This is a genomic window from Pseudomonas edaphica, from assembly GCF_005863185.1.
GTDB lineage: Bacteria > Pseudomonadota > Gammaproteobacteria > Pseudomonadales > Pseudomonadaceae > Aquipseudomonas > Aquipseudomonas edaphica.
In genome coordinates this window covers 1-16,464 of record NZ_VBVZ01000074.1, presented here as the reverse complement: position 1 = coordinate 16,464, position 16,464 = coordinate 1, and the positions used below count along the sequence as shown (strand labels likewise).

Genomic DNA, 16,464 nt, shown 5'->3' with positions numbered 1-16,464 from the left:
GATCTACGGGCATTCGCTGGGCGGCGCCGTGGCTATCGATCTCGCCGCTGAGCTGAGCAAACAAGCGCCTGTGCCGGTGCGCGGGCTGGTGATCGAGTCCACCTTTACTTCCCTGGGGGATGCGGCCACCGCCGTGGCCAATACCTCATTGCCGGTGCGTTGGCTGCTGTCGCAGAAATTCGATTCCATCGACAAGATTGCCGACGTGCACATGCCGTTGCTGGTGGTGCACGGCCTGGCCGACCAGTACGTGCCACCGCGTTTCAGCCAGCAGTTGTTTGAAGCCGCCCAGGAGCCCAAGCGGTTGCTGCTCGTACCCGGCGCCACCCACAACAACAGCATGAGCCTGGCGGGTCGCAGTTATGGCCAGGCATTGGAAAAACTCATGCAGGCGAAGATGCCAGCAACGACGCCAGCAACCATCGCCACGCACTCCACAGGTCGCGACGGCGAGTCGTAATAGCAGTTTTCGGCACTGGGTTCGCGCTTGGCTGTCAAGCGCCAACCCTGCCCATACTGGCCCAAAACAGAATCTGATCAAATATTAACCGAAGGTTAAATCGCCAACCCTGCCGGGCCTTCGCAAAGTTATCCACAGAGATACCCACGGTTTTCGTGGACAACTCTTTTTACTTTTTTACGATTTTTTTGCTCAGCAAACCCCTGTGGGAAAGCTACCCGGCAGCAAAATCTCGCGATTCACATCGCGTATATCGTTATAGCCACACAGTGCCATCGACACATCCAGCTCGCGGGCGATGATGTCAAGCGCCTTGGTCACACCGACTTCACCCAACGCGCCCAAACCATACAAATGCGCCCGGCCGATCATGGTGCCTTTGGCCCCCAATGCCATGGCCTTGAGCACGTCCTGGCCGGAGCGAATGCCGCCATCGAGCCACACTTCAATCTGCTCGCCCACAGCCTCTGCAATCGCCGCCAATTGGCTGATGCTCGACGGTGCGCCATCGAGCTGGCGCCCACCGTGGTTGCTCACCACCAGCGCATCCGCACCGCAATTGGCGGCCAGCCGCGCGTCTTCCACATCCAGGATGCCCTTGATAATCAGCTTGCCGCCCCAGCATTGCTTGATCCATTCCACATCGTCCCAGCTCAGGCGCGGGTCGAATTGCTGGCCGATCCAGGATGACAGCGAAGTGATATCGGCCACGCCTTTGACATGCCCGACGATATTGCCGAAGCCATGGCGCTTGGTGCCGAGCATGCCCGCCACCCAACGCGGCTTGGTCAGCATATTGAGGATATTCGGCACAGTCAGCTTGGGCGGCGCCGACAAGCCGTTGATCAAGTCTTTGTGGCGTTGGCCGAGGATCTGCAAATCCAGAGTCAGCACCAACGCGTCCACACCGGCAGCCTTGGCGCGCTCGATCAACTGCTGCATAAACACGCGATCACGCATCACATACAACTGGAACCAGAACGGTTGGCCAACGTGGGCGGCGATGTCTTCCAGCGAACAAATGCTCATGGTCGACAAGGTATAACGCACGCCAAAAGCGGCAGCCGCGCGGGCGGTGAGGATCTCGCCATCGGCATGCTGCATGCCCGCCAGCCCAGTGGGCGCCAAAGCCACGGGCATGGCCATGTCCTGGCCGATCATGCTGGCGCGGATTGAACGCTCATCGATATTGCGCGCCACCCGCTGACGAAATTGGATGCGGGCAAAATCGCTTTCATTCGCCCGGTAAGTGCTTTCAGTCCAGGAGCCGGAGTCGGCGTAATCGTAGAACATCCGTGGGACACGTTTTTGCGCGAGCCTGCGTAAATCTTCGATGGTTGTGATCAACGGCATCTAGGTCACCTCTCCCTGAACTGAGCCTGGAGAGTAACCGCCCATCGGCTTGGTAACCAGCCATTGCGTTTGCGTGGACGGGTGATTAATCTTGCGCAAACACGCAAAAAGACGCACAACCATGCATAACACACATCAAGCTATCGACCTGCCTTCATTGCGCAAACAGAAGATTTTGCTGCTGCTGGAGCGCGACGGCAAAGTCACTGCGTCAGAATTGGTCGAGCACTTCGCCGTGTCCCAGGACACCATCCGCCGCGACCTCGGCGAACTCGCCGCCGCCGGGCTGCTGCAACGCGTACACGGCGGCGCCCTGCCCCGGCCCAAAGACACCGGCAAGGATTTTTTCACCCGCGTCGGCGAGACCAACGAAGCCAAGCGCCACCTCGCGCAACTCGCGGCGGACCGCGTAGAAGACGGCCAGATTGTGCTGTTCGATTCGGGCTCAACCACGCTGCGTATTGCCCAGTCATTGCCGCACGCCATTCGCCTGACGGTGGTCACGCCGTCACCGATGATTGCCATCGCCTTGGCGGACCACCCAAATGTCAAAGTGATTTTGGCCGGTGGCCAGATCAACCCGGCGACCCTCTCCACCAGCGGCCACGAAGCTGTACGCCTGATTCAGAGCATCCAGGCAGACCTGTTGTTTACCGGTGTCTGTGCATTGCACCCGCAAGTGGGCATCACTTCGCTGCACTTCGATGAAGTAACGGTCAAACAAGCCCTGCTCGACAGCGCCTCCCACGTGGTGGCCGTGACCATGGCCGACAAGCTCGGCGCGGTAGAACCCTTTGTGGTGGCGCCGTGCAGCCGTATTCATACGCTGATCACCGAGTGGCATGTGCCGAGTGTCGAGGCGTATGAGCAACTAGGCCTGGAAGTGCTGCGGGTAGAGGTCGAGTAGCAACAAGCCATCGGTCACGGCGTGATTGAATCAGCAGGCAGCCCAGTTGCTCCCCCAAGTGCAAGCAGTGTTCAAGGAACTCATCCAGTACCGTCTCGCAGTGCTGCAAGCGCAGTTCATGGGTGATGCCCTGGGCGCCTTGACCGAAAACCGAACGCCCGCAAAGTCCGGCCAGTGTGCGCGCGGCAGACTCCAGCCGGCACAGCGCACGAATAGCGGTGCCATCAAAACAGAACCTTGGCCGCGTCACGCATGAAAATCTCGATGGTTTTTGGCCCCACGCCGTCGAATTCGGCCAGGCGTTTTTCGAAGGCCTCACGGTTTTCGCTGGCGCTGCGCATGTGGCTGATCTTGCCCGCGTACTCGGCATTCAACTTGGCGCTGAGGTCCAGCAGACGCTGCGCCGTGCTTTCGTCGTAACGCACGTAATGGGCACGCCCGAGCATCGAAACCAGCTCACGCGACGTGCAATGTTGCAACTTGCGTGCAGTGTCGCGGCCCTCTTGCTCCACGATCACCTTGTAAGCCTGCGCCGCGATGGGCGCCTGAATACGCTTGCCCATCAGGAAGCTGGCGATAAACCACTTGAACAGGCTGGCGTCATCGTCGGGCGCAAGCTCAATGCCCAGTTCAGACGCCGTGATCGAACGGGCCATGCTCAGTGGCCCAGCTTGCGCTCGGCCTTGGCGGCCTGCTCGTTGATGGCGTCAGTCTGGCGTTCGGTGTCCTTGATCGACGTGGGCGTCAACACTTTGTCCACGGCTTTGGTCTTCGGGTTTGGCTGTTCCAGCGTCTGCCCCTTGGCAGGTTGTTGACGGCCTTTCTGGGCATCTTCAGAGCTGATGGGTTCCGGGGTTTTGTCGACAGTCTTGGGATCGGTCATGGTGAGTCTCCAGGCAATAGAAGGCCCGCAAAAAGCAGCAGGCGTCTATGCAGCAGAGGCCAGCGATTTTCGATAGTTCAGGATTTTTGCAGGTCGGCCCTCCTCGAAAACCACCCAAGAAAAAAGTCCAAATTAATTTAAACCTTTGCCGCCCACGCTCGATCCACTCTCCCACACCGCATGATTAATCCATCCAGCAGGAGAGACTCGACCATGAGCTCACAACTCAACGGCAAGAACATCCTCATCATCACCTCCAACACCGGCATCGAGCGCGACGAGCTGCTCAAGCCTCTGCAAACATTGCGTGGCTATGGTGCGACGGTGACGCATGGCTCCAGCAAAGGCGGCACCGTGCAGACGTTCGTCGGCGACACCGAGAAGGACCAGACCGTGGAATCCGAGGTCAAGCTGTCGCAGGTGCTGAGCAGTGACTTCGACGCGCTGGTGATTCCCGGTGGCACCGTGAACGCCGACACCCTGCGTCAGGACGCGGCCGCATTGAAGCTGATCAACGACTTCGTCAAAGCCGGCAAAACCGTCGCCGCCATCTGCCACGGGCCATGGGCGCTGATCGACGCCGGCGTGATCGAAGGCAAGACGCTCACCGCGTACAAGAGCGTGCGCATCGACCTTGAAAACGCCGGCGCTGCAGGCGTGGTAGATGCCCAGGTCAAGGAGTGCAAGGCCAATGGCTGGACCTTGATCACCTCGCGCACACCGGATGACCTGCCGGCATTCAACGAAGCGATTGCCAAGGCGGTCGCGGGATAACGGGCAGGCTTGAACGCAAACAGGCGCCCATGGGCGCCCATGGGCGCCTGTTTGCTGTGTGGCTTGTGTTCAGCGTTTACGGTGCTATTTATTTATGGTGCTGGTTATTTACGGTGCTGGGCCATCTCACGTTTTGGCCCGAACATGGCCCAGGCAATCAGCCCGAACAACGGCACAAAAATCAGAATGATCAACCACAACCCCTTGGTCTCCCAGCCGCCGGTGCTGCGCAACACGATGTTGATCGCCCACAATTCCAACGCCAGCAAAATCACCGCCAGCACGATCCAGATATAGTCTATTTGCATGCATCACCTCCTGAGGTCGTATGCATTAGGTCAAGGGATCGGCGTGAGGGTTCATTAAAAATGTCGGTTCATGGCCTTTCGTCGTGGCGGCGAAAAAAATCAAAACTTTGCCGGATCCCCTGCACTCCCAATTAATGCCTCCCTTCGGATTCAGAGCAAGGGCAGCTTTTGACAGGTGAAGCATGGAAAAGGATTCTCGTCATGAAGACCGGTATTTCCTGCAAGATCGTGTTAGTGATTTGCCTGACCGGGTGCTTGGCACCCCCCGCCTACGCAGCCTTCGGTGATGCCGTACCCGGTTCGGCCCTGCCTCCGGGCACCTACCCCAGCAGCCCGTCGGACAGCAACAAAAAAGCTGAAACGCCGCCGAAGGAAAAGACCTCCTCCAGCGGCACGTCAACCCAGCAGCAAGGCGGGAAGAAGACCCAGAAAAAAGCCCCAAAAAAAGGCCGTTGACCTAGCGCCATAACCGGCGGGCGCCTCCCGTCATGCGTCGCAACACCTGCGGATTGCCGCGCAGAGAATGCACGATCACCATGCCGATATGACCGACGATCAACACCAGCATTGTCCAGCCCAGCAAGCTATGAAAATTGCGCCCCAGGTCAATCATCCACTGGATTTTATCGCCCTCGAAACCCGCCATTATCGGCAGGCCAAACGCCGAAAACTCACGACCGGAGCCGTACTGGCGTACCAGCCCGATAACAGGGATAAGGAACATCAGCGCATACAGCACAGCATGCCCGACAGCAGCCGCACGGTTGAAACTCGGCGGGCGGTTGTGCCGGTTCAGCAGGTTCCAGCCGGCTCGCAGCATCAGCAGCACCAGCAAAAGCAGGCCCGCCGACTTGTGATACGGCCATAGCCACTTGTCCAGCGCAGAATCGGAGGACAGGAAGTGGACAACCGCCGAGCAATAACTCCAGGCAAACACAATTGCCATCAACCAATGCAAGGCCCGACTGACCGGGTCGTAGCGGTCGCTCGCGCAGAAGGAATGGGGCATCTCATCAGAAGTTTTCGTCATCTCAGCCTCTTATTAGTCTGTGCATTACAAAGACCGTGAAGATGGCATTCCCGGCAAAAAAATAGAATTGATGAGGATGCCCGCACGGAACATCAGGCCGTTTCCTACGAGATAATGGGACGCTCTTGTAGGCGGCGCGGTCAGCCCGTAAGAAAGAGCGAGGGCTGCTGCGCAGCCCAACGCAGGGCAAGCCTGCTCGCCACAGTGACGATGATCGTTCTGGAGCCACAGTGTCACCCAATGGGTTCGCCAGAACCTCAAGGCACCGGCAACCAGCCGCTGAAACCGTTTTTAGCCAGCGGGCACCAGGCAAAGTCGCCTGCCGGGTCCGGCAGTATCTGATGCTCAACGCCCGCCAAGGCGCTGCCCTTCCAGTCGAACACCCTTGCGTCTCGCCAGGCCAGGACCACGCCCTGGGCCTGGCTTTCATCGGCATTGATCCAGCGTGCTGCCGCGGCCGCCATAAAGGCTTCGATCGGCTCCTCATCGATGCGCGTCCGATACGAGGACGCCAACAGCCAGCGGCACACATTCAGGTGATAGGTCCAATCCTGGGCGACCTGGTTGCGATAGGCCCAGGTCATAAAGCTGCGGAACAAGTTCAAGCCCTCCGGCGGGTCGAGCTTGAGCAGCGCCGGGCAGATATCGAACAAGGTGTGCCAATACGGCAACAGGCGTGCATCCAGGTGCACGAAGCAGCGCGAATTGCTCGGGTATTCGGGGCGCAAGGGTTCCGCGCGCAAACGCGGGGATGCCTTGCTGACCAGGCGGCTGGCGCCTGCTGGCAAAGGTGGGTTCATGAAACGCACTCACAGTCGTGACGATAGAACGCCTCCTGATCACAGGAAGCCCAAGGCACACGTCAGAAAGTGGGGGAAGCGCGAGGGTTGGCCGACGGCCAGCAATAGCGTGGCGGTGCCTTGTTGCGCCGTTCATGGGCCGGGCGCGGGGTTTGCCCAAGGCCGAGCAGCCAGGCCAGGCCGATCATGAACACGATGGCCACGGTCACGGCCGCGCACACCGGGCAGGCAAAGTAGTTCGAGATGTTGCTGGAGGCCGTGTTTCCTGACCCTTTGTCGGAAAGCGGCGCCTGGCTGCCGTCCACCGAACAGAACGCCCCGCCGATACCATTGAGCTGCAGGCCCATCATCTGCCCATGCCCCAAACCGCAGACGAACAGGTTCATCAGCACGCAGAAGTACAGGGCCCAGGCGATCAGTGAACGGTCGGGGTGGCTCAATTTCATGGCGGCGACTCTACCACCGAAGCCGCAAAAGGATGAAGCGCCACGCGCCCCTGTGGCAGAACGTCGCAGATTACGTGGGCTGGCCGGGGTTGGTAGACTGTGCGCCCGCATCATTACTCCTTTTCAAAGCCTGAACTGTAGATCCAGAGCAATGCAGGCGTTTCACAGGATGCACAGTTGATGAGTACGTTATTCACCCGCCGCAAAGTGCTGACCGGTATGGGCCTGCTGGGCCTGGGCAGCCTGCTGGGCGGCTGTGACTACAGCCCCAAGCTGAACTTCAAGTACGGCAAGGACCTCAGTGACAAGATCATGGGCCGCACCTTCAAGCTCAAGAACACCGACGGCGAAACCGTCACCCTGAGTTCGTACCGTGGCCTGATGCCGGTGGTGTTCTTCGGCTTCACCCAATGCCCGGCCGTGTGCCCCACCACCCTGGCCCGTGCCGCCCAGGCCAAGAAGCTGATGGGCCGCGATGGCAAAATCATGCAGGTGGTGTTTATCACCCTCGACCCCGAGCGTGACACACCCGAATTGCTCGACCGCTACGTCAAGGCCTTCGACCCCAGCTTCGAAGCGCTGTATGGCACCCCGGAAGAAATCGCCGTGGCCGCCAAGGAGTTCGGCATCTTTTATGAAAAGATCCCGGCCGGAGACACCTACACCCTGTCCCACACCTCCACCAGTTTCGTGTTCGACACCCGCGGCAATCTGCGCCTGGGCCTGTCGGCATCCCTTACCGCTAAAGAGTGCGCAGAAGACCTGCTCACCGTCATGGAGGTCTGCTAATGACTGCCGTTCAAACCCTCAAGCGCCTGACATTCGGCCTCACCTTGCTGGGCCTCGCGGCGCACGCCAGCGCCCAGGTTCAGGTCAGCGATGCATGGGTACGCGCGACCGTGGCGGGCCAGACCTCCAGCGGCGCGTTCATGACCGTCACCGCCGACAGCGACAGCAAATTGCTCAGCGTGAAGTCGCCTGTGGCCAAGGACGTGCAGATTCATGAGATGAGCATGAAGGACGACGTAATGCGCATGGGCCCGGTGGATTCGGTGGCCCTGCCTGCCGGCAAAGCGGTCAAGCTCGACCCGGAGGGCTACCACGTGATGCTCATGGGCCTCACCGGCCAAATCAAGCAAGGCGACCAGGTGCCGTTGACCTTGACCCTGGAAAACGCCAAGGGTGAGAAGCAGACCGTTGAAGTAACAGCCCCTGCCCGCGCGCTGACCGATATGGGTGACATGGACCACAGCAAGATGCACTGAGAACCGCTGATGAATGTGGGAGCTGGCTTGCCTGCGATGCAAACACCTCGGTGTGTGAGGTAGACCGCGTTGATGCCATAGCAGGCAAGCCAGCTCCCACAGAAAAGCAGTTCGCGGCGCACACAAATGTGCTTTTGATCTTAATCTGGCAAGCGCTATCAGCCATATCCAAAACCTCTGCCATCAACACTTTCTATATATTTTCAATCTACCCAAACACCCGCTAGCCTGATTGCGCCGCAACGACGGCCCATAATTCCAACAATAAATCAGGTGTCTCTGTGAACAACACACCCCCCCAACGTGCTGTGAAAAGCCTGCTTTCCCTTGCCGTGGCCTTTGCCCTGTTCAACAGCCTCAGCGCCTATGCCGCCAACACCGGCGAGCTGCCCTGCACCACCACCGAACAATGCGCGGCCCAGGCGGCCAAGGTCGGCGCCACGCCCGACAGTTCCCAAACCGGACACAAGGCCAAGGGCGACCCCACCCAAACCCAATTCGCCTGGCTCAACCGCATCAACAAAGCCTCGATCGTGATGCTCACCGAAGAAGGCATCGTCAAGCCCGAGATGGGCCAGAAGATCGCCGGCGGTGTGCGCTACGCCATCGCCCAGGCCGAGCAGCCCGGCGGCACGCGCCCCAGTGATGTGCTGCAACTGGAAAAAATCATGACCGACAAGATCGGTCCCGAAGCCTCCTTGATCCACTCCGGCCGCAGCCGCCAGGACATGCTTGCCACCTACCGCCTGGCCGCCCTGCGCAGCCAGGTGCTGGCCTACAGCGAAGCGCTCAACGCCACACGCCAACGCCTGCTGAACATCGCCGACAAAAACGTCGACACCCTGGTGCCCGCCTACACCAACGGCGTGCAGGCCATGCCCATCAGCTATGCGCATTACCTGCTGGCCTTTGAAGCCGCGTTCGACCGCGATGGCCAGCGTATCCGCGAGCTGTACACACGCCTCAACCAGAGCCCGATGGGCACCGCCGTGCTGGCGAACTCGGCGTATCCGCTGAACCGTGAGCGCCTGGCCGAGCTGCTGGGCTTTGATGGCGTGCGCGAGAACTCGCTGGATTCCAGCCAGGTCTCGACCTATGACATTCCCATCGAAGCGGCCAATATGGCGTCATCGTCCGCCATCCGTGTGGGCGCGATGATTGGCGATATCCACACCCAGTATCATCAGATTCGCCCCTGGCTGTTGCTCGATGAGGAAGCCACCTACACCAGCAGCGCCATGCCGCAAAAACGCAACCCGGGCTTGCTGATGCGCGCGCGTGAGAGTGCCTCTGACGTGGTGGGTCTGGCCCAGGCCGTCACCTTGCGCGCGCATAACGTCACCACCGGCATGACCGACTACAAGTTCGCCTTCGACTCGCTGGGCGTGTTCCGCTCGACCCAGGAGATGTTCCACAGCCTCGACGCGGTGCTCGACGCGCTGCAGATCAACCCGCAGCGCGCGCTCGAAGAACTGGAGTCGGAATGGACCACCTCGATGGAACTGGCCGACACGCTGGAGCGCCAGTACAAAGTGCCGTTTCGCATCGGCCACAGCTTTGCCTCGCTGATCGTCACCGAAGCGCGCAGCAACGGCACCACGCCGAAGACCTTCGCCTATGCCGACGCGCAGAAACTGTATAGCCAGGCGGCGGACAAGTACAAATGGACGCCCAATACCCTGCCGCTCGATGAAGCAGGTTTTAGAGCGGCGCTGTCGCCCACCAACATGGTCCAGACCCGCAAAGGCACCGGCGGCCCGCAGCCACAGGAGGTCAAGCGCATGCTGGTGGAGGCGCGCAAGACGCTGCAGGCTGATCAGCAGTGGCTCAAGGAGCGGCATGAAAAGCTCAAAGGCGCCGAAACCCATCTCGACCAGGCCTTCGACAAGCTGGCCGACAGCAAACGCTGAACGGATTGTGGTGGTCGCAGGCTTTGGGCATATTGACGGCCGGGCCGCTTGCGGCCGCCCACCACTGCGTCTTGTCACGGGATAGGCCACCATGGAACTTCGCCATTTACGCTATTTCATCATGGTGGCCGAAGAACGACATTTCACCCGTGCCGCCGCACGCCTGAACATGCAACAACCGCCCCTGAGCCAGCAGATTCGTGCCCTGGAGCAGGAGCTGGGGTTCGATCTGTTCAAGCGCCACCCCAAGGGCGTGGACCTGACGGCCGGTGGCCTGGTGTTTCTTGAAGAAGCCCAAGCCATTTTGGCGCGTGTTGAGCATGGCGCACTCAAGGCCTCCCGCGTGGCCCAGGGCATCGAGGGCACCCTGGCCATCGGCTTCACCAGTTCGGCCGCCGCCCACGCGCTGATCCCGCGCATCATCCGCGCCTACCGCGAGCGCTACCCGGCGGTAGAGCTTTCGATCAATGAAGGCAGCGCCCGGGAATTGACCGAAGACGCCATCGAAAAACGCATCGACGTCGGCATCCTGCGCGCCCCGGTCAGCACCCATCAAAGCCTGAGCTTCCACCGCTTGCTCAACGAAGAAATGCTGCTGGTCCTGCCCACCGGCCACCCGTTGCTGGACGCCGCCGGCAGCGCCATCCCCCTTGGCGCACTCAAGGACGAACGCTTTATTCTGGTACGCCGCCCTGGCGCGCCGGGCATGTACGCCAACTTGATCACCGCCTGCCAGAACGCCGGTTTCGAACCCAGGATTGCCTTTGAAGTGGAACGCATGCTGACCAACGTCAGCCTGGTAGCGGCCGGCGAAGGCATCTCCGTGGTGCCGGCGTCGATGCGCGATGTACACCGTGACAGCGTGGTGTATTGCCGAATCAAAGACGCCAGGCCCAAGCTGCTGGCGCCGATTACGCTGGTGCGGCGCGCGTTTAATCCGTCGGCGCCGTTGCAGAATTTTATTGGGCTGGCGCGGGAGTTGGGGGCGGTGTATCGCAAAGGCTGAGACCCTTCACCCTCGGTTGCGTCATCAAATGAAACCCCTCGCTGAGCAATTCGACCGTGGCACGGATGCTTTCGGTCTGGCGCGGCACCGCGAACAACCCATAGTTGACGCTCAATGCGGCATTGCCAGCGGGCGCCAGCGCAATCACGCGCATGGTGTGCGGGTTGATATTGTCGGCAGGCAACAGGGCAACGCCCAAACCGTTTTCGACAGCCGCGCTGATCACACCGACGTTCGGGCTGGTGACGGTCACGCGAAAGTCGCGACCGGCCGCCAGTAATGCGTCGAACATCAAGCGTCGCCACGCGCAAGGCTCGGCGTACACGATCACGTCCAGAGGCAGCGCCGGATCGACTTCATCGTCAATCGCGCACACCCAATAAAGCGGCACATTCCAGGTGCGCACCGGGTCGGCGGCGAATACCGAGCTGACTCCGATGGCCACATCCAACAGGCCGTCGTGCCAGCGCTGCGCTAACGCATCGCCGTGGTCCACGGTGATTTCCATGTGCATATGCGGGCAGGTGCGGCGCAAACGGCCCAGCGCCGCCGGCAAGGTGGTGACCGCCACGTCTTCGGACAAGCCCACGCGCACAGTGCCCATCACCGTACGCTCCTTCAGGCGTGTGGCGACCGTTTCACCCAGGGCCAGGATGCGTGTGGCGTAGCTGAGCAACAACTCACCCTCGGTGGTGGGCACCACGCCACGCCCAGTTCGGCGCAGCAGGCGTTGCCCAAGCAGCTCCTCCAGACGGCGAATCTGCGCACTCAGGGCCGATTGCGCCCTGCCCGCCTGCTGGGCGGCGCCACTGAGGCTGCCGTGGTGGCACACCGCAACGAAAGTGCGCAGCAAATACGGTTCGAAGGCATCGGATATCATGTTTGGCATAACTCTGAATCAACTGTTATGAGCCTACCTTGATAGCTTGCCGATGGCTACGCTGCTCAGCCTGTTCAATCAGTGAGTAATACGCCATGAACCACACCGAAAACACACGCATCGTTTTGGCCGCACGCCCCGACGGGCGCCCGACAACCAGCGACTTCCGCCTGGAACACTCACCGGTCCCCGAACCCGCCGACGGCGAAGTGTTGCTGGAAAACCTCTACCTGTCCCTCGACCCCTATATGCGCTGGCGCATGAGCGCGGCCAAATCCTATGCCGAGCCGGTGGGCATTGGCGAAGTGATGGTGGGTGGCACCGTCGCGCGCATCAAACAGTCGCGTCACAGCGATTGGCACGAAGGCGATACAGTGCTGGCCTACGCCGGTTGGCAGCGTTTTGCCTTATCCAACGGCCAGGATTTGCGCCGCCTCGACCCCAGCATCGCCCATCCCACCACTGCGCTCGGTGTACTCGGCATGCCGGGGTTTACCGCCTACGCCGGGCTGCTGAATATCGGTAAGCCAAAACCGGGCGATACCGTCGTGGTGGCAGCGGCCAGTGGCGCAGTCGGCTCGGTGGTCGGCCAGATCGCTCGGCTGCAGGGTGCCCGCGCCGTGGGGATCGCCGGCGGCGCCGACAAGTGTGCTTTCGTGAAGGATGAACTGGGCTTTGATGCAGTCATCGACCACCGCGCGCCGGACTTTGCCGAGCAACTGGCCAAGGCCTGCCCGGACGGCATTGATGTGTACTTCGAAAACGTCGCCGGGCCGGTGTGGGACGCGGTGCGCCCACTGCTCAATAACTTCGCGCGGATTCCGGTGTGCGGGCTGATCGCCCACTACAACGACGGCGCTATCCAGCACGCACAGGCCGACCGGCTGCCGGCGACGATGCATGACATCCTCGCCAAGAGCCTGACGGTGCGCGGGTTTATCCAGACCGAATTTGTCGACCAACAACAAGACAGGTTCTTGCAGGAAGCTGCGCAGTGGATCGCCGAGGGCAAACTGAAATTTCGCGAAGACATCATCGACGGTCTGGCCCAGGCACCTGAGGCGTTTATCGGGCTGCTGGAGGGGCGTAATTTCGGCAAGTTGATCGTGCGCCTCAATCCACAATAAACAGCTTCGCACCACTGTGGGTGGATGAGCGATGGCCTTCCATGTCATTGCCCACCTGGTAACTCATCCCGGCCGTCAGCGTGAACTGGCGGCCGTCTTCCAATTCCGTGTGCAATTCCCCTTCAAGACACAGCAATACATGCCCGCGCCAGCACCAGTGATCGGCCAGATAGCCAGGGGTGTACTCGACCATGCGCACGCGGGTGGTGCCGAAGTGGCAGGTACGCCACAGGGCATTGCCGGTAACGCCCGGGTGAAGTTCCGGCTCGACGGTGGACCAGTCGGTGGTGCCAAACGGGACAGCGGTCAGTTCCATGGTGGGCTCGGTCGTCAGTTAACGTGGCACGACACTATCCGCCTGACACCCGCAGCGACAGACACAGATCGCCAGCTTTTGTGAGATACAGGCGCCCACGCTTGTTATCCTGCCCATCCTGCCCTCATGGACGCGTGCTTATGCAGATCGACCCCGCTTTCATCCTTCATGAAACCGAGCACTGGCGGCTCAACCATCATCTGGCGTCAAAGCTGCCGGGCTACCTGATGCTGGGCGCCAAAGCGCCGATCGACTCCCTGGCGGCTATGCCCGAGGCCGCGTTGGCTGAACTGGGTGGCCTGCTCGCCAAAACCCAACGGGTGATGGAGGCACAGCTGCGGCCGAGGTGGCTGTATATCAGCCGCTACGGACACATGCCGGGCTTGCCGCTGCACTTTCACTTCATCCCGGTGCATGACTGGGTGGAGCAGGCGTTTTGGCGAGATGAGCGCTATCGGGTGCTGCAAGGTTTTGGCTCAAAGGAACAAGGGCTGACCGATGGGGCTGAGCTGACGCTGTTCGTATGGCGCGAATTTGGCGAGAGCCTTACACCGCCGCCCGTCCAAGGCCCCACCGTGGAACAGGTTATTCAAACACTGCGCACAGCCTTCGGCGCCGAATGAAATCAACGGTGGGAGCTGTCGAGCCCCGGCGAGGCTGCGAAGGCGGCGGCACTGGCGAAATATTAGCTGCCTGACCCACCGCTTTCGCAGCCTCGCTAAAGCTCGACAGCTCCCACAGGGGATTGACTGTGTTGGTTAGATCTCAGTTCGCAGGGCCATCGCGCCATACACCCCCCCCAGCAACAAAGATCCAATGTGGGAGCTGTCGAGCCCCGGCGAGGCTGCGAAGGCGGCGGCACTGGCGATACATAAGTAGCCTGACCCACCGCTTTCGCAGCCTCGCTAAAGCTCGACAGCTCCCACAGGGGATTGGCTGTGTTGGTTAGATCTCAGTTCGCAGGGCCATCGCGGCAGGCACAATTCCCCTCAGCGACAAAGCTCAAAGGTGGCAAGAGTCAAAGCCGTTTTACCATTGGGATACACGCCAACGCCAACCCCGAAGGCGAGTGATACACCGCCTGCTCCTCACCCACATACCCGCAGGTCCGGTAGAAGCTCGCCGCATTCAACGTCGCGTCCAGCACGACCTCTTCAATCGCCAGTTCCCGCGCGAGCTTTTCCAGGTGATCCAGCATGGTCTTGCCGTAACCACGGCCAGTAAACGCCGGCAGCACAAACAGCGCGCCCACTTCGTTGTTGTCCAGATCGAGCATGCCGGTGGCGACCGGTACGTCATTGACCCAGCCCAGGTAAAACGGCTTGTCCATCAGTGTGTCGTAACCGTCTTCGGCGCTGCCGCGTGTCCACAGCGCCATTTGCTCAGCGGTGTAGGCGCCGATGCATTGGCTGCGGATGGCCAACAGACGAATGTCGAACGCCGCCTGGGCGTCCGCTTGGGTGGCGCGTTTGATCGCTAGCATTGCTCTCTCCATCCATGACCTCACCGTGCCATTAGCACACTTGTGCTAATCGACCCCTTTACCCGGCGGCGCTATATTCCTCGGCACTTCCAACGCTCCCCCCGGCACCGCACACCTGTTGCGCGAGGGTGCATTGCGCGTTGGAAAAACCAAAACAATCCCAAGGAAGAAGCATCATGAACCTGCACGCTCCCGTTACCCGTCTCACCCTGCTCGGCGCCCTGATCATCGGTGTCGCCGGTTGCAGCAACGTCAAGCCCAGCGAAGACCATCTCAAGACGCTTTCGGAAACCAACCTCGGTGAACCGGTCAAGCGTATCTCCAATGTACGCAGCGACTCCATGACCACCTACTACATCGCCAGCGCCGCCTCCGGCGATTACAACTGCTCAGTGCCCAGCGGTGCCAGCGGTGGCATGTTTGCCGTGGCCAGCTTTGGCCTGATGAAGCCTGCCGCCTACTGCCAGCCCAAGGGCGCTCGGGGCAATGGCCTGACGCCGTTTAACCAGTAACGCCCGATTGGCTGAGGTCACGCAGCGTGCCGCGCAATTCTGCAGGCCGCACCGGTTTGGACAGAATCGCGATCTGGCGGTCGTGCAAGGCCGCCTGGATTTTCTCCACGTCGTGGCCGGTGAGGATCAGCGCCGGCACCGCCCAGCCGCGTTGCTCGCGCAGGGCGTCGATGCATTCGATGCCGGTGGCGTGGTTGCCCAGGTCGTAGTCGGCGACGATGATGTCGCAATCGCTGGCCAGGCCTTGCCCGCTGGATTCGGCCTGCACCTCGCAGCCCCAGCGCTCCAGCAAGGCCTGGGTGGCCAGCAGCACGTTGTGGTCATCTTCCACCAGGCAGACTTTCAAACCCGTCAGCAGGCCGGCCTGGCGCGCGTCGTCGCGCGCAGCCGGTTGGCGTGGCGCCGTCGCCAATGCCAGGCCATGCAGGCTCACAGAGGTGCCATGGCCCACCCGTGATCGCAGGCTCACTTGCACCCCCATCAATTGCCCCAGGCGCTTGACGATGGACAGCCCCAGGCCCACGCCTTCGACGTCCTTGTCGCGCAGTTGGCGGACCCGATAAAACTCTTCGAAGACCTTCACCTGATGCTCCTCGGCAATACCGCGCCCCTGGTCATGCACCTCCACCGACAACCCGCCGTCGCGCACGCGCACGCCGATCAGCACGGGCCGTTGTGCGCCGTATTTAAAGCAATTGGAGAGCAGGTTTTGCACCATCGTCGCCAGCATCGCGGGGTCGACCTGCACCCAATGCGCACACGGTCGCAGGCGCAGTTGCACCCCGGCCCAATGCGCCGCTTCGGCGTGTTGGCGCACCAGGTCGGCGAGGAATTCGCCCAAGTGAATCACCTGGTACTTGGGCAACAGCCTGCCGTTGTCGAGGGTGTAAAGGTCGAGAATCGAACGGAACAGCTGCGACACGTTGAGCAGCGAGCGGTCGATATTGTCCACCAAGCGCTGCTCAGCCTCGCCCAACTGCGCTTCACGCAAACAGGCGGTGAAC

Annotated in this window: 22 protein-coding genes; 11 read left to right on the top strand and 11 right to left on the bottom strand. The window is 60.9% G+C overall.

Annotation, left to right across the window (positions count from 1 at the left end; translation table 11 throughout):
• A partial coding sequence (locus tag FEM54_RS07495; RefSeq protein WP_138450258.1) for an alpha/beta hydrolase occupies positions 1-460 on the top strand: 460 nt, incomplete at its 5' end.
• 192 nt (positions 461-652) lie between these two features.
• On the opposite strand, the gene FEM54_RS07490 is transcribed toward FEM54_RS07495, so the two are convergent.
• Positions 653-1,813, bottom strand: coding sequence for an alpha-hydroxy acid oxidase (locus FEM54_RS07490; protein ID WP_017134484.1), 1,161 nt, complete (start codon positions 1,811-1,813; stop codon positions 653-655).
• A 121-nt stretch (positions 1,814-1,934) separates the two neighbouring features.
• Between FEM54_RS07490 and FEM54_RS07485 the strand changes: the two genes are divergently transcribed.
• Positions 1,935-2,720, top strand: coding sequence for a DeoR/GlpR family DNA-binding transcription regulator (locus tag FEM54_RS07485; protein ID WP_138450257.1), 786 nt, complete (start codon positions 1,935-1,937; stop codon positions 2,718-2,720).
• A gap of 224 nt (positions 2,721-2,944) precedes the next feature.
• Here the strand turns inward: FEM54_RS07485 and FEM54_RS07475 are convergent, their stop codons facing one another.
• Both FEM54_RS07475 and FEM54_RS07470 read right to left on the bottom strand, forming a co-directional pair.
• On the bottom strand, positions 2,945-3,376 hold the full coding sequence (locus FEM54_RS07475; RefSeq protein ID WP_017134486.1) for a hypothetical protein: 432 nt from the start codon (positions 3,374-3,376) through the stop codon (positions 2,945-2,947).
• A gap of 2 nt (positions 3,377-3,378) precedes the next feature.
• A complete protein-coding gene (locus tag FEM54_RS07470; RefSeq protein ID WP_017134487.1) occupies positions 3,379-3,603 on the bottom strand; it encodes a hypothetical protein in 225 nt (74 codons plus the stop codon).
• 213 nt (positions 3,604-3,816) lie between these two features.
• Between FEM54_RS07470 and FEM54_RS07465 the strand changes: the two genes are divergently transcribed.
• Complete coding sequence (locus FEM54_RS07465) at positions 3,817-4,377, top strand: type 1 glutamine amidotransferase domain-containing protein (RefSeq protein ID WP_138450255.1); 561 nt, start codon at positions 3,817-3,819, stop codon at positions 4,375-4,377.
• A 104-nt stretch (positions 4,378-4,481) separates the two neighbouring features.
• Here the strand turns inward: FEM54_RS07465 and FEM54_RS07460 are convergent, their stop codons facing one another.
• Complete coding sequence (locus FEM54_RS07460) at positions 4,482-4,685, bottom strand: hypothetical protein (RefSeq protein WP_017134489.1); 204 nt, start codon at positions 4,683-4,685, stop codon at positions 4,482-4,484.
• Positions 4,686-4,886: 201 nt separating this feature from the next.
• Here FEM54_RS07460 and FEM54_RS07455 point away from each other — a divergent pair, with 201 nt between their 5' ends.
• A complete protein-coding gene (locus FEM54_RS07455) occupies positions 4,887-5,141 on the top strand; it encodes a hypothetical protein (RefSeq protein ID WP_138450254.1) in 255 nt (84 codons plus the stop codon).
• A gap of 1 nt (position 5,142) precedes the next feature.
• Here the strand turns inward: FEM54_RS07455 and FEM54_RS07450 are convergent, their stop codons facing one another.
• The 3 genes from FEM54_RS07450 to FEM54_RS07440 form a co-directional block, all read right to left on the bottom strand.
• Positions 5,143-5,715, bottom strand: coding sequence for a cytochrome b (locus FEM54_RS07450; RefSeq protein ID WP_138450252.1), 573 nt, complete (start codon positions 5,713-5,715; stop codon positions 5,143-5,145).
• A 257-nt stretch (positions 5,716-5,972) separates the two neighbouring features.
• Complete coding sequence (locus tag FEM54_RS07445) at positions 5,973-6,515, bottom strand: putative natural product biosynthesis protein (protein WP_138450250.1); 543 nt, start codon at positions 6,513-6,515, stop codon at positions 5,973-5,975.
• 62 nt (positions 6,516-6,577) lie between these two features.
• Positions 6,578-6,961 (bottom strand): DUF2946 domain-containing protein, encoded by a 384-nt coding sequence (locus FEM54_RS07440; protein ID WP_017134493.1) that lies wholly within the window; start codon positions 6,959-6,961, stop codon positions 6,578-6,580.
• Between the two features lie 180 nt (positions 6,962-7,141).
• Between FEM54_RS07440 and FEM54_RS07435 the strand changes: the two genes are divergently transcribed.
• The 4 genes from FEM54_RS07435 (at position 7,142) to FEM54_RS07420 (ending at position 11,142) form a co-directional block, all read left to right on the top strand.
• Positions 7,142-7,750, top strand: a complete 609-nt coding sequence (locus FEM54_RS07435; RefSeq protein WP_017134494.1) for an SCO family protein — start codon at positions 7,142-7,144, stop codon at positions 7,748-7,750.
• Positions 7,750-8,226 carry a copper chaperone PCu(A)C gene (locus FEM54_RS07430; protein WP_138450248.1) on the top strand — a complete coding sequence of 159 codons (477 nt, stop codon included), beginning with the start codon at positions 7,750-7,752 and terminating at the stop codon, positions 8,224-8,226. Before FEM54_RS07435 ends, FEM54_RS07430 begins: the two co-directional genes overlap by 1 nt.
• A 281-nt stretch (positions 8,227-8,507) precedes the next feature.
• A complete protein-coding gene (locus FEM54_RS07425) occupies positions 8,508-10,136 on the top strand; it encodes an argininosuccinate lyase (RefSeq protein WP_240792721.1) in 1,629 nt (542 codons plus the stop codon).
• A 91-nt stretch (positions 10,137-10,227) separates the two neighbouring features.
• Positions 10,228-11,142, top strand: a complete 915-nt coding sequence (locus FEM54_RS07420) for a LysR family transcriptional regulator (protein ID WP_138450246.1) — start codon at positions 10,228-10,230, stop codon at positions 11,140-11,142.
• On the opposite strand, the gene FEM54_RS07415 is transcribed toward FEM54_RS07420, so the two are convergent.
• Positions 11,096-12,031: a LysR family transcriptional regulator gene (locus FEM54_RS07415; RefSeq protein WP_099548708.1), complete on the bottom strand. Its 936-nt coding sequence runs from the start codon at positions 12,029-12,031 to the stop codon at positions 11,096-11,098. The genes FEM54_RS07420 and FEM54_RS07415 overlap by 47 nt on opposite strands.
• A gap of 86 nt (positions 12,032-12,117) precedes the next feature.
• Here FEM54_RS07415 and FEM54_RS07410 point away from each other — a divergent pair, with 86 nt between their 5' ends.
• A complete protein-coding gene (locus tag FEM54_RS07410) occupies positions 12,118-13,149 on the top strand; it encodes an NADP-dependent oxidoreductase (RefSeq protein ID WP_138450244.1) in 1,032 nt (343 codons plus the stop codon).
• Here the strand turns inward: FEM54_RS07410 and FEM54_RS07405 are convergent.
• Positions 13,136-13,465 (bottom strand): DHCW motif cupin fold protein, encoded by a 330-nt coding sequence (locus FEM54_RS07405; RefSeq protein WP_138450243.1) that lies wholly within the window; start codon positions 13,463-13,465, stop codon positions 13,136-13,138. The genes FEM54_RS07410 and FEM54_RS07405 overlap by 14 nt on opposite strands.
• A 140-nt stretch (positions 13,466-13,605) precedes the next feature.
• Between FEM54_RS07405 and FEM54_RS07400 the strand changes: the two genes are divergently transcribed.
• Positions 13,606-14,088, top strand: a complete 483-nt coding sequence (locus FEM54_RS07400; RefSeq protein ID WP_138450241.1) for an HIT family protein — start codon at positions 13,606-13,608, stop codon at positions 14,086-14,088.
• Positions 14,089-14,483: 395 nt separating this feature from the next.
• Here FEM54_RS07400 and FEM54_RS07395 read toward each other — a convergent pair whose 3' ends face one another.
• Positions 14,484-14,948: a GNAT family N-acetyltransferase gene (locus FEM54_RS07395; protein WP_138450239.1), complete on the bottom strand. Its 465-nt coding sequence runs from the start codon at positions 14,946-14,948 to the stop codon at positions 14,484-14,486.
• A 176-nt stretch (positions 14,949-15,124) separates the two neighbouring features.
• On the opposite strand from FEM54_RS07395, the gene FEM54_RS07390 reads away from it, so the two are divergent.
• Entirely contained in the window at positions 15,125-15,460 is a 336-nt protein-coding gene (locus FEM54_RS07390; RefSeq protein ID WP_017134555.1) for a hypothetical protein, read from the top strand.
• Here FEM54_RS07390 and FEM54_RS07385 read toward each other — a convergent pair.
• A partial coding sequence (locus FEM54_RS07385) for a sensor histidine kinase (protein ID WP_138450237.1) occupies positions 15,450-16,464 on the bottom strand: 1,015 nt, incomplete at its 5' end. The two genes, FEM54_RS07390 and FEM54_RS07385, sit on opposite strands and share 11 nt — an antisense overlap.

Excerpts from the sequence above, each read along its gene's own strand:
- FEM54_RS07490 (WP_017134484.1), bottom strand. The coding sequence starts at position 1,813 with ATGCCGTTGATCACAACCATCGAAGATTTACGCAGGCTCGCGCAAAAA.
- FEM54_RS07485 (WP_138450257.1), top strand. The coding sequence starts at position 1,935 with ATGCATAACACACATCAAGCTATCGACCTGCCTTCATTGCGCAAACAG.
- FEM54_RS07475 (WP_017134486.1), bottom strand. The coding sequence starts at position 3,376 with ATGGCCCGTTCGATCACGGCGTCTGAACTGGGCATTGAGCTTGCGCCC.
- FEM54_RS07470 (WP_017134487.1), bottom strand. The coding sequence starts at position 3,603 with ATGACCGATCCCAAGACTGTCGACAAAACCCCGGAACCCATCAGCTCT.
- FEM54_RS07465 (WP_138450255.1), top strand. The coding sequence starts at position 3,817 with ATGAGCTCACAACTCAACGGCAAGAACATCCTCATCATCACCTCCAAC.
- FEM54_RS07460 (WP_017134489.1), bottom strand. The coding sequence starts at position 4,685 with ATGCAAATAGACTATATCTGGATCGTGCTGGCGGTGATTTTGCTGGCG.
- FEM54_RS07455 (WP_138450254.1), top strand. The coding sequence starts at position 4,887 with ATGAAGACCGGTATTTCCTGCAAGATCGTGTTAGTGATTTGCCTGACC.
- FEM54_RS07450 (WP_138450252.1), bottom strand. The coding sequence starts at position 5,715 with ATGACGAAAACTTCTGATGAGATGCCCCATTCCTTCTGCGCGAGCGAC.
- FEM54_RS07445 (WP_138450250.1), bottom strand. The coding sequence starts at position 6,515 with ATGAACCCACCTTTGCCAGCAGGCGCCAGCCGCCTGGTCAGCAAGGCA.
- FEM54_RS07440 (WP_017134493.1), bottom strand. The coding sequence starts at position 6,961 with ATGAAATTGAGCCACCCCGACCGTTCACTGATCGCCTGGGCCCTGTAC.
- FEM54_RS07435 (WP_017134494.1), top strand. The coding sequence starts at position 7,142 with ATGAGTACGTTATTCACCCGCCGCAAAGTGCTGACCGGTATGGGCCTG.
- FEM54_RS07430 (WP_138450248.1), top strand. The coding sequence starts at position 7,750 with ATGACTGCCGTTCAAACCCTCAAGCGCCTGACATTCGGCCTCACCTTG.
- FEM54_RS07420 (WP_138450246.1), top strand. The coding sequence starts at position 10,228 with ATGGAACTTCGCCATTTACGCTATTTCATCATGGTGGCCGAAGAACGA.
- FEM54_RS07415 (WP_099548708.1), bottom strand. The coding sequence starts at position 12,031 with ATGCCAAACATGATATCCGATGCCTTCGAACCGTATTTGCTGCGCACT.
- FEM54_RS07410 (WP_138450244.1), top strand. The coding sequence starts at position 12,118 with ATGAACCACACCGAAAACACACGCATCGTTTTGGCCGCACGCCCCGAC.
- FEM54_RS07405 (WP_138450243.1), bottom strand. The coding sequence starts at position 13,465 with ATGGAACTGACCGCTGTCCCGTTTGGCACCACCGACTGGTCCACCGTC.
- FEM54_RS07400 (WP_138450241.1), top strand. The coding sequence starts at position 13,606 with ATGCAGATCGACCCCGCTTTCATCCTTCATGAAACCGAGCACTGGCGG.
- FEM54_RS07395 (WP_138450239.1), bottom strand. The coding sequence starts at position 14,948 with ATGCTAGCGATCAAACGCGCCACCCAAGCGGACGCCCAGGCGGCGTTC.
- FEM54_RS07390 (WP_017134555.1), top strand. The coding sequence starts at position 15,125 with ATGAACCTGCACGCTCCCGTTACCCGTCTCACCCTGCTCGGCGCCCTG.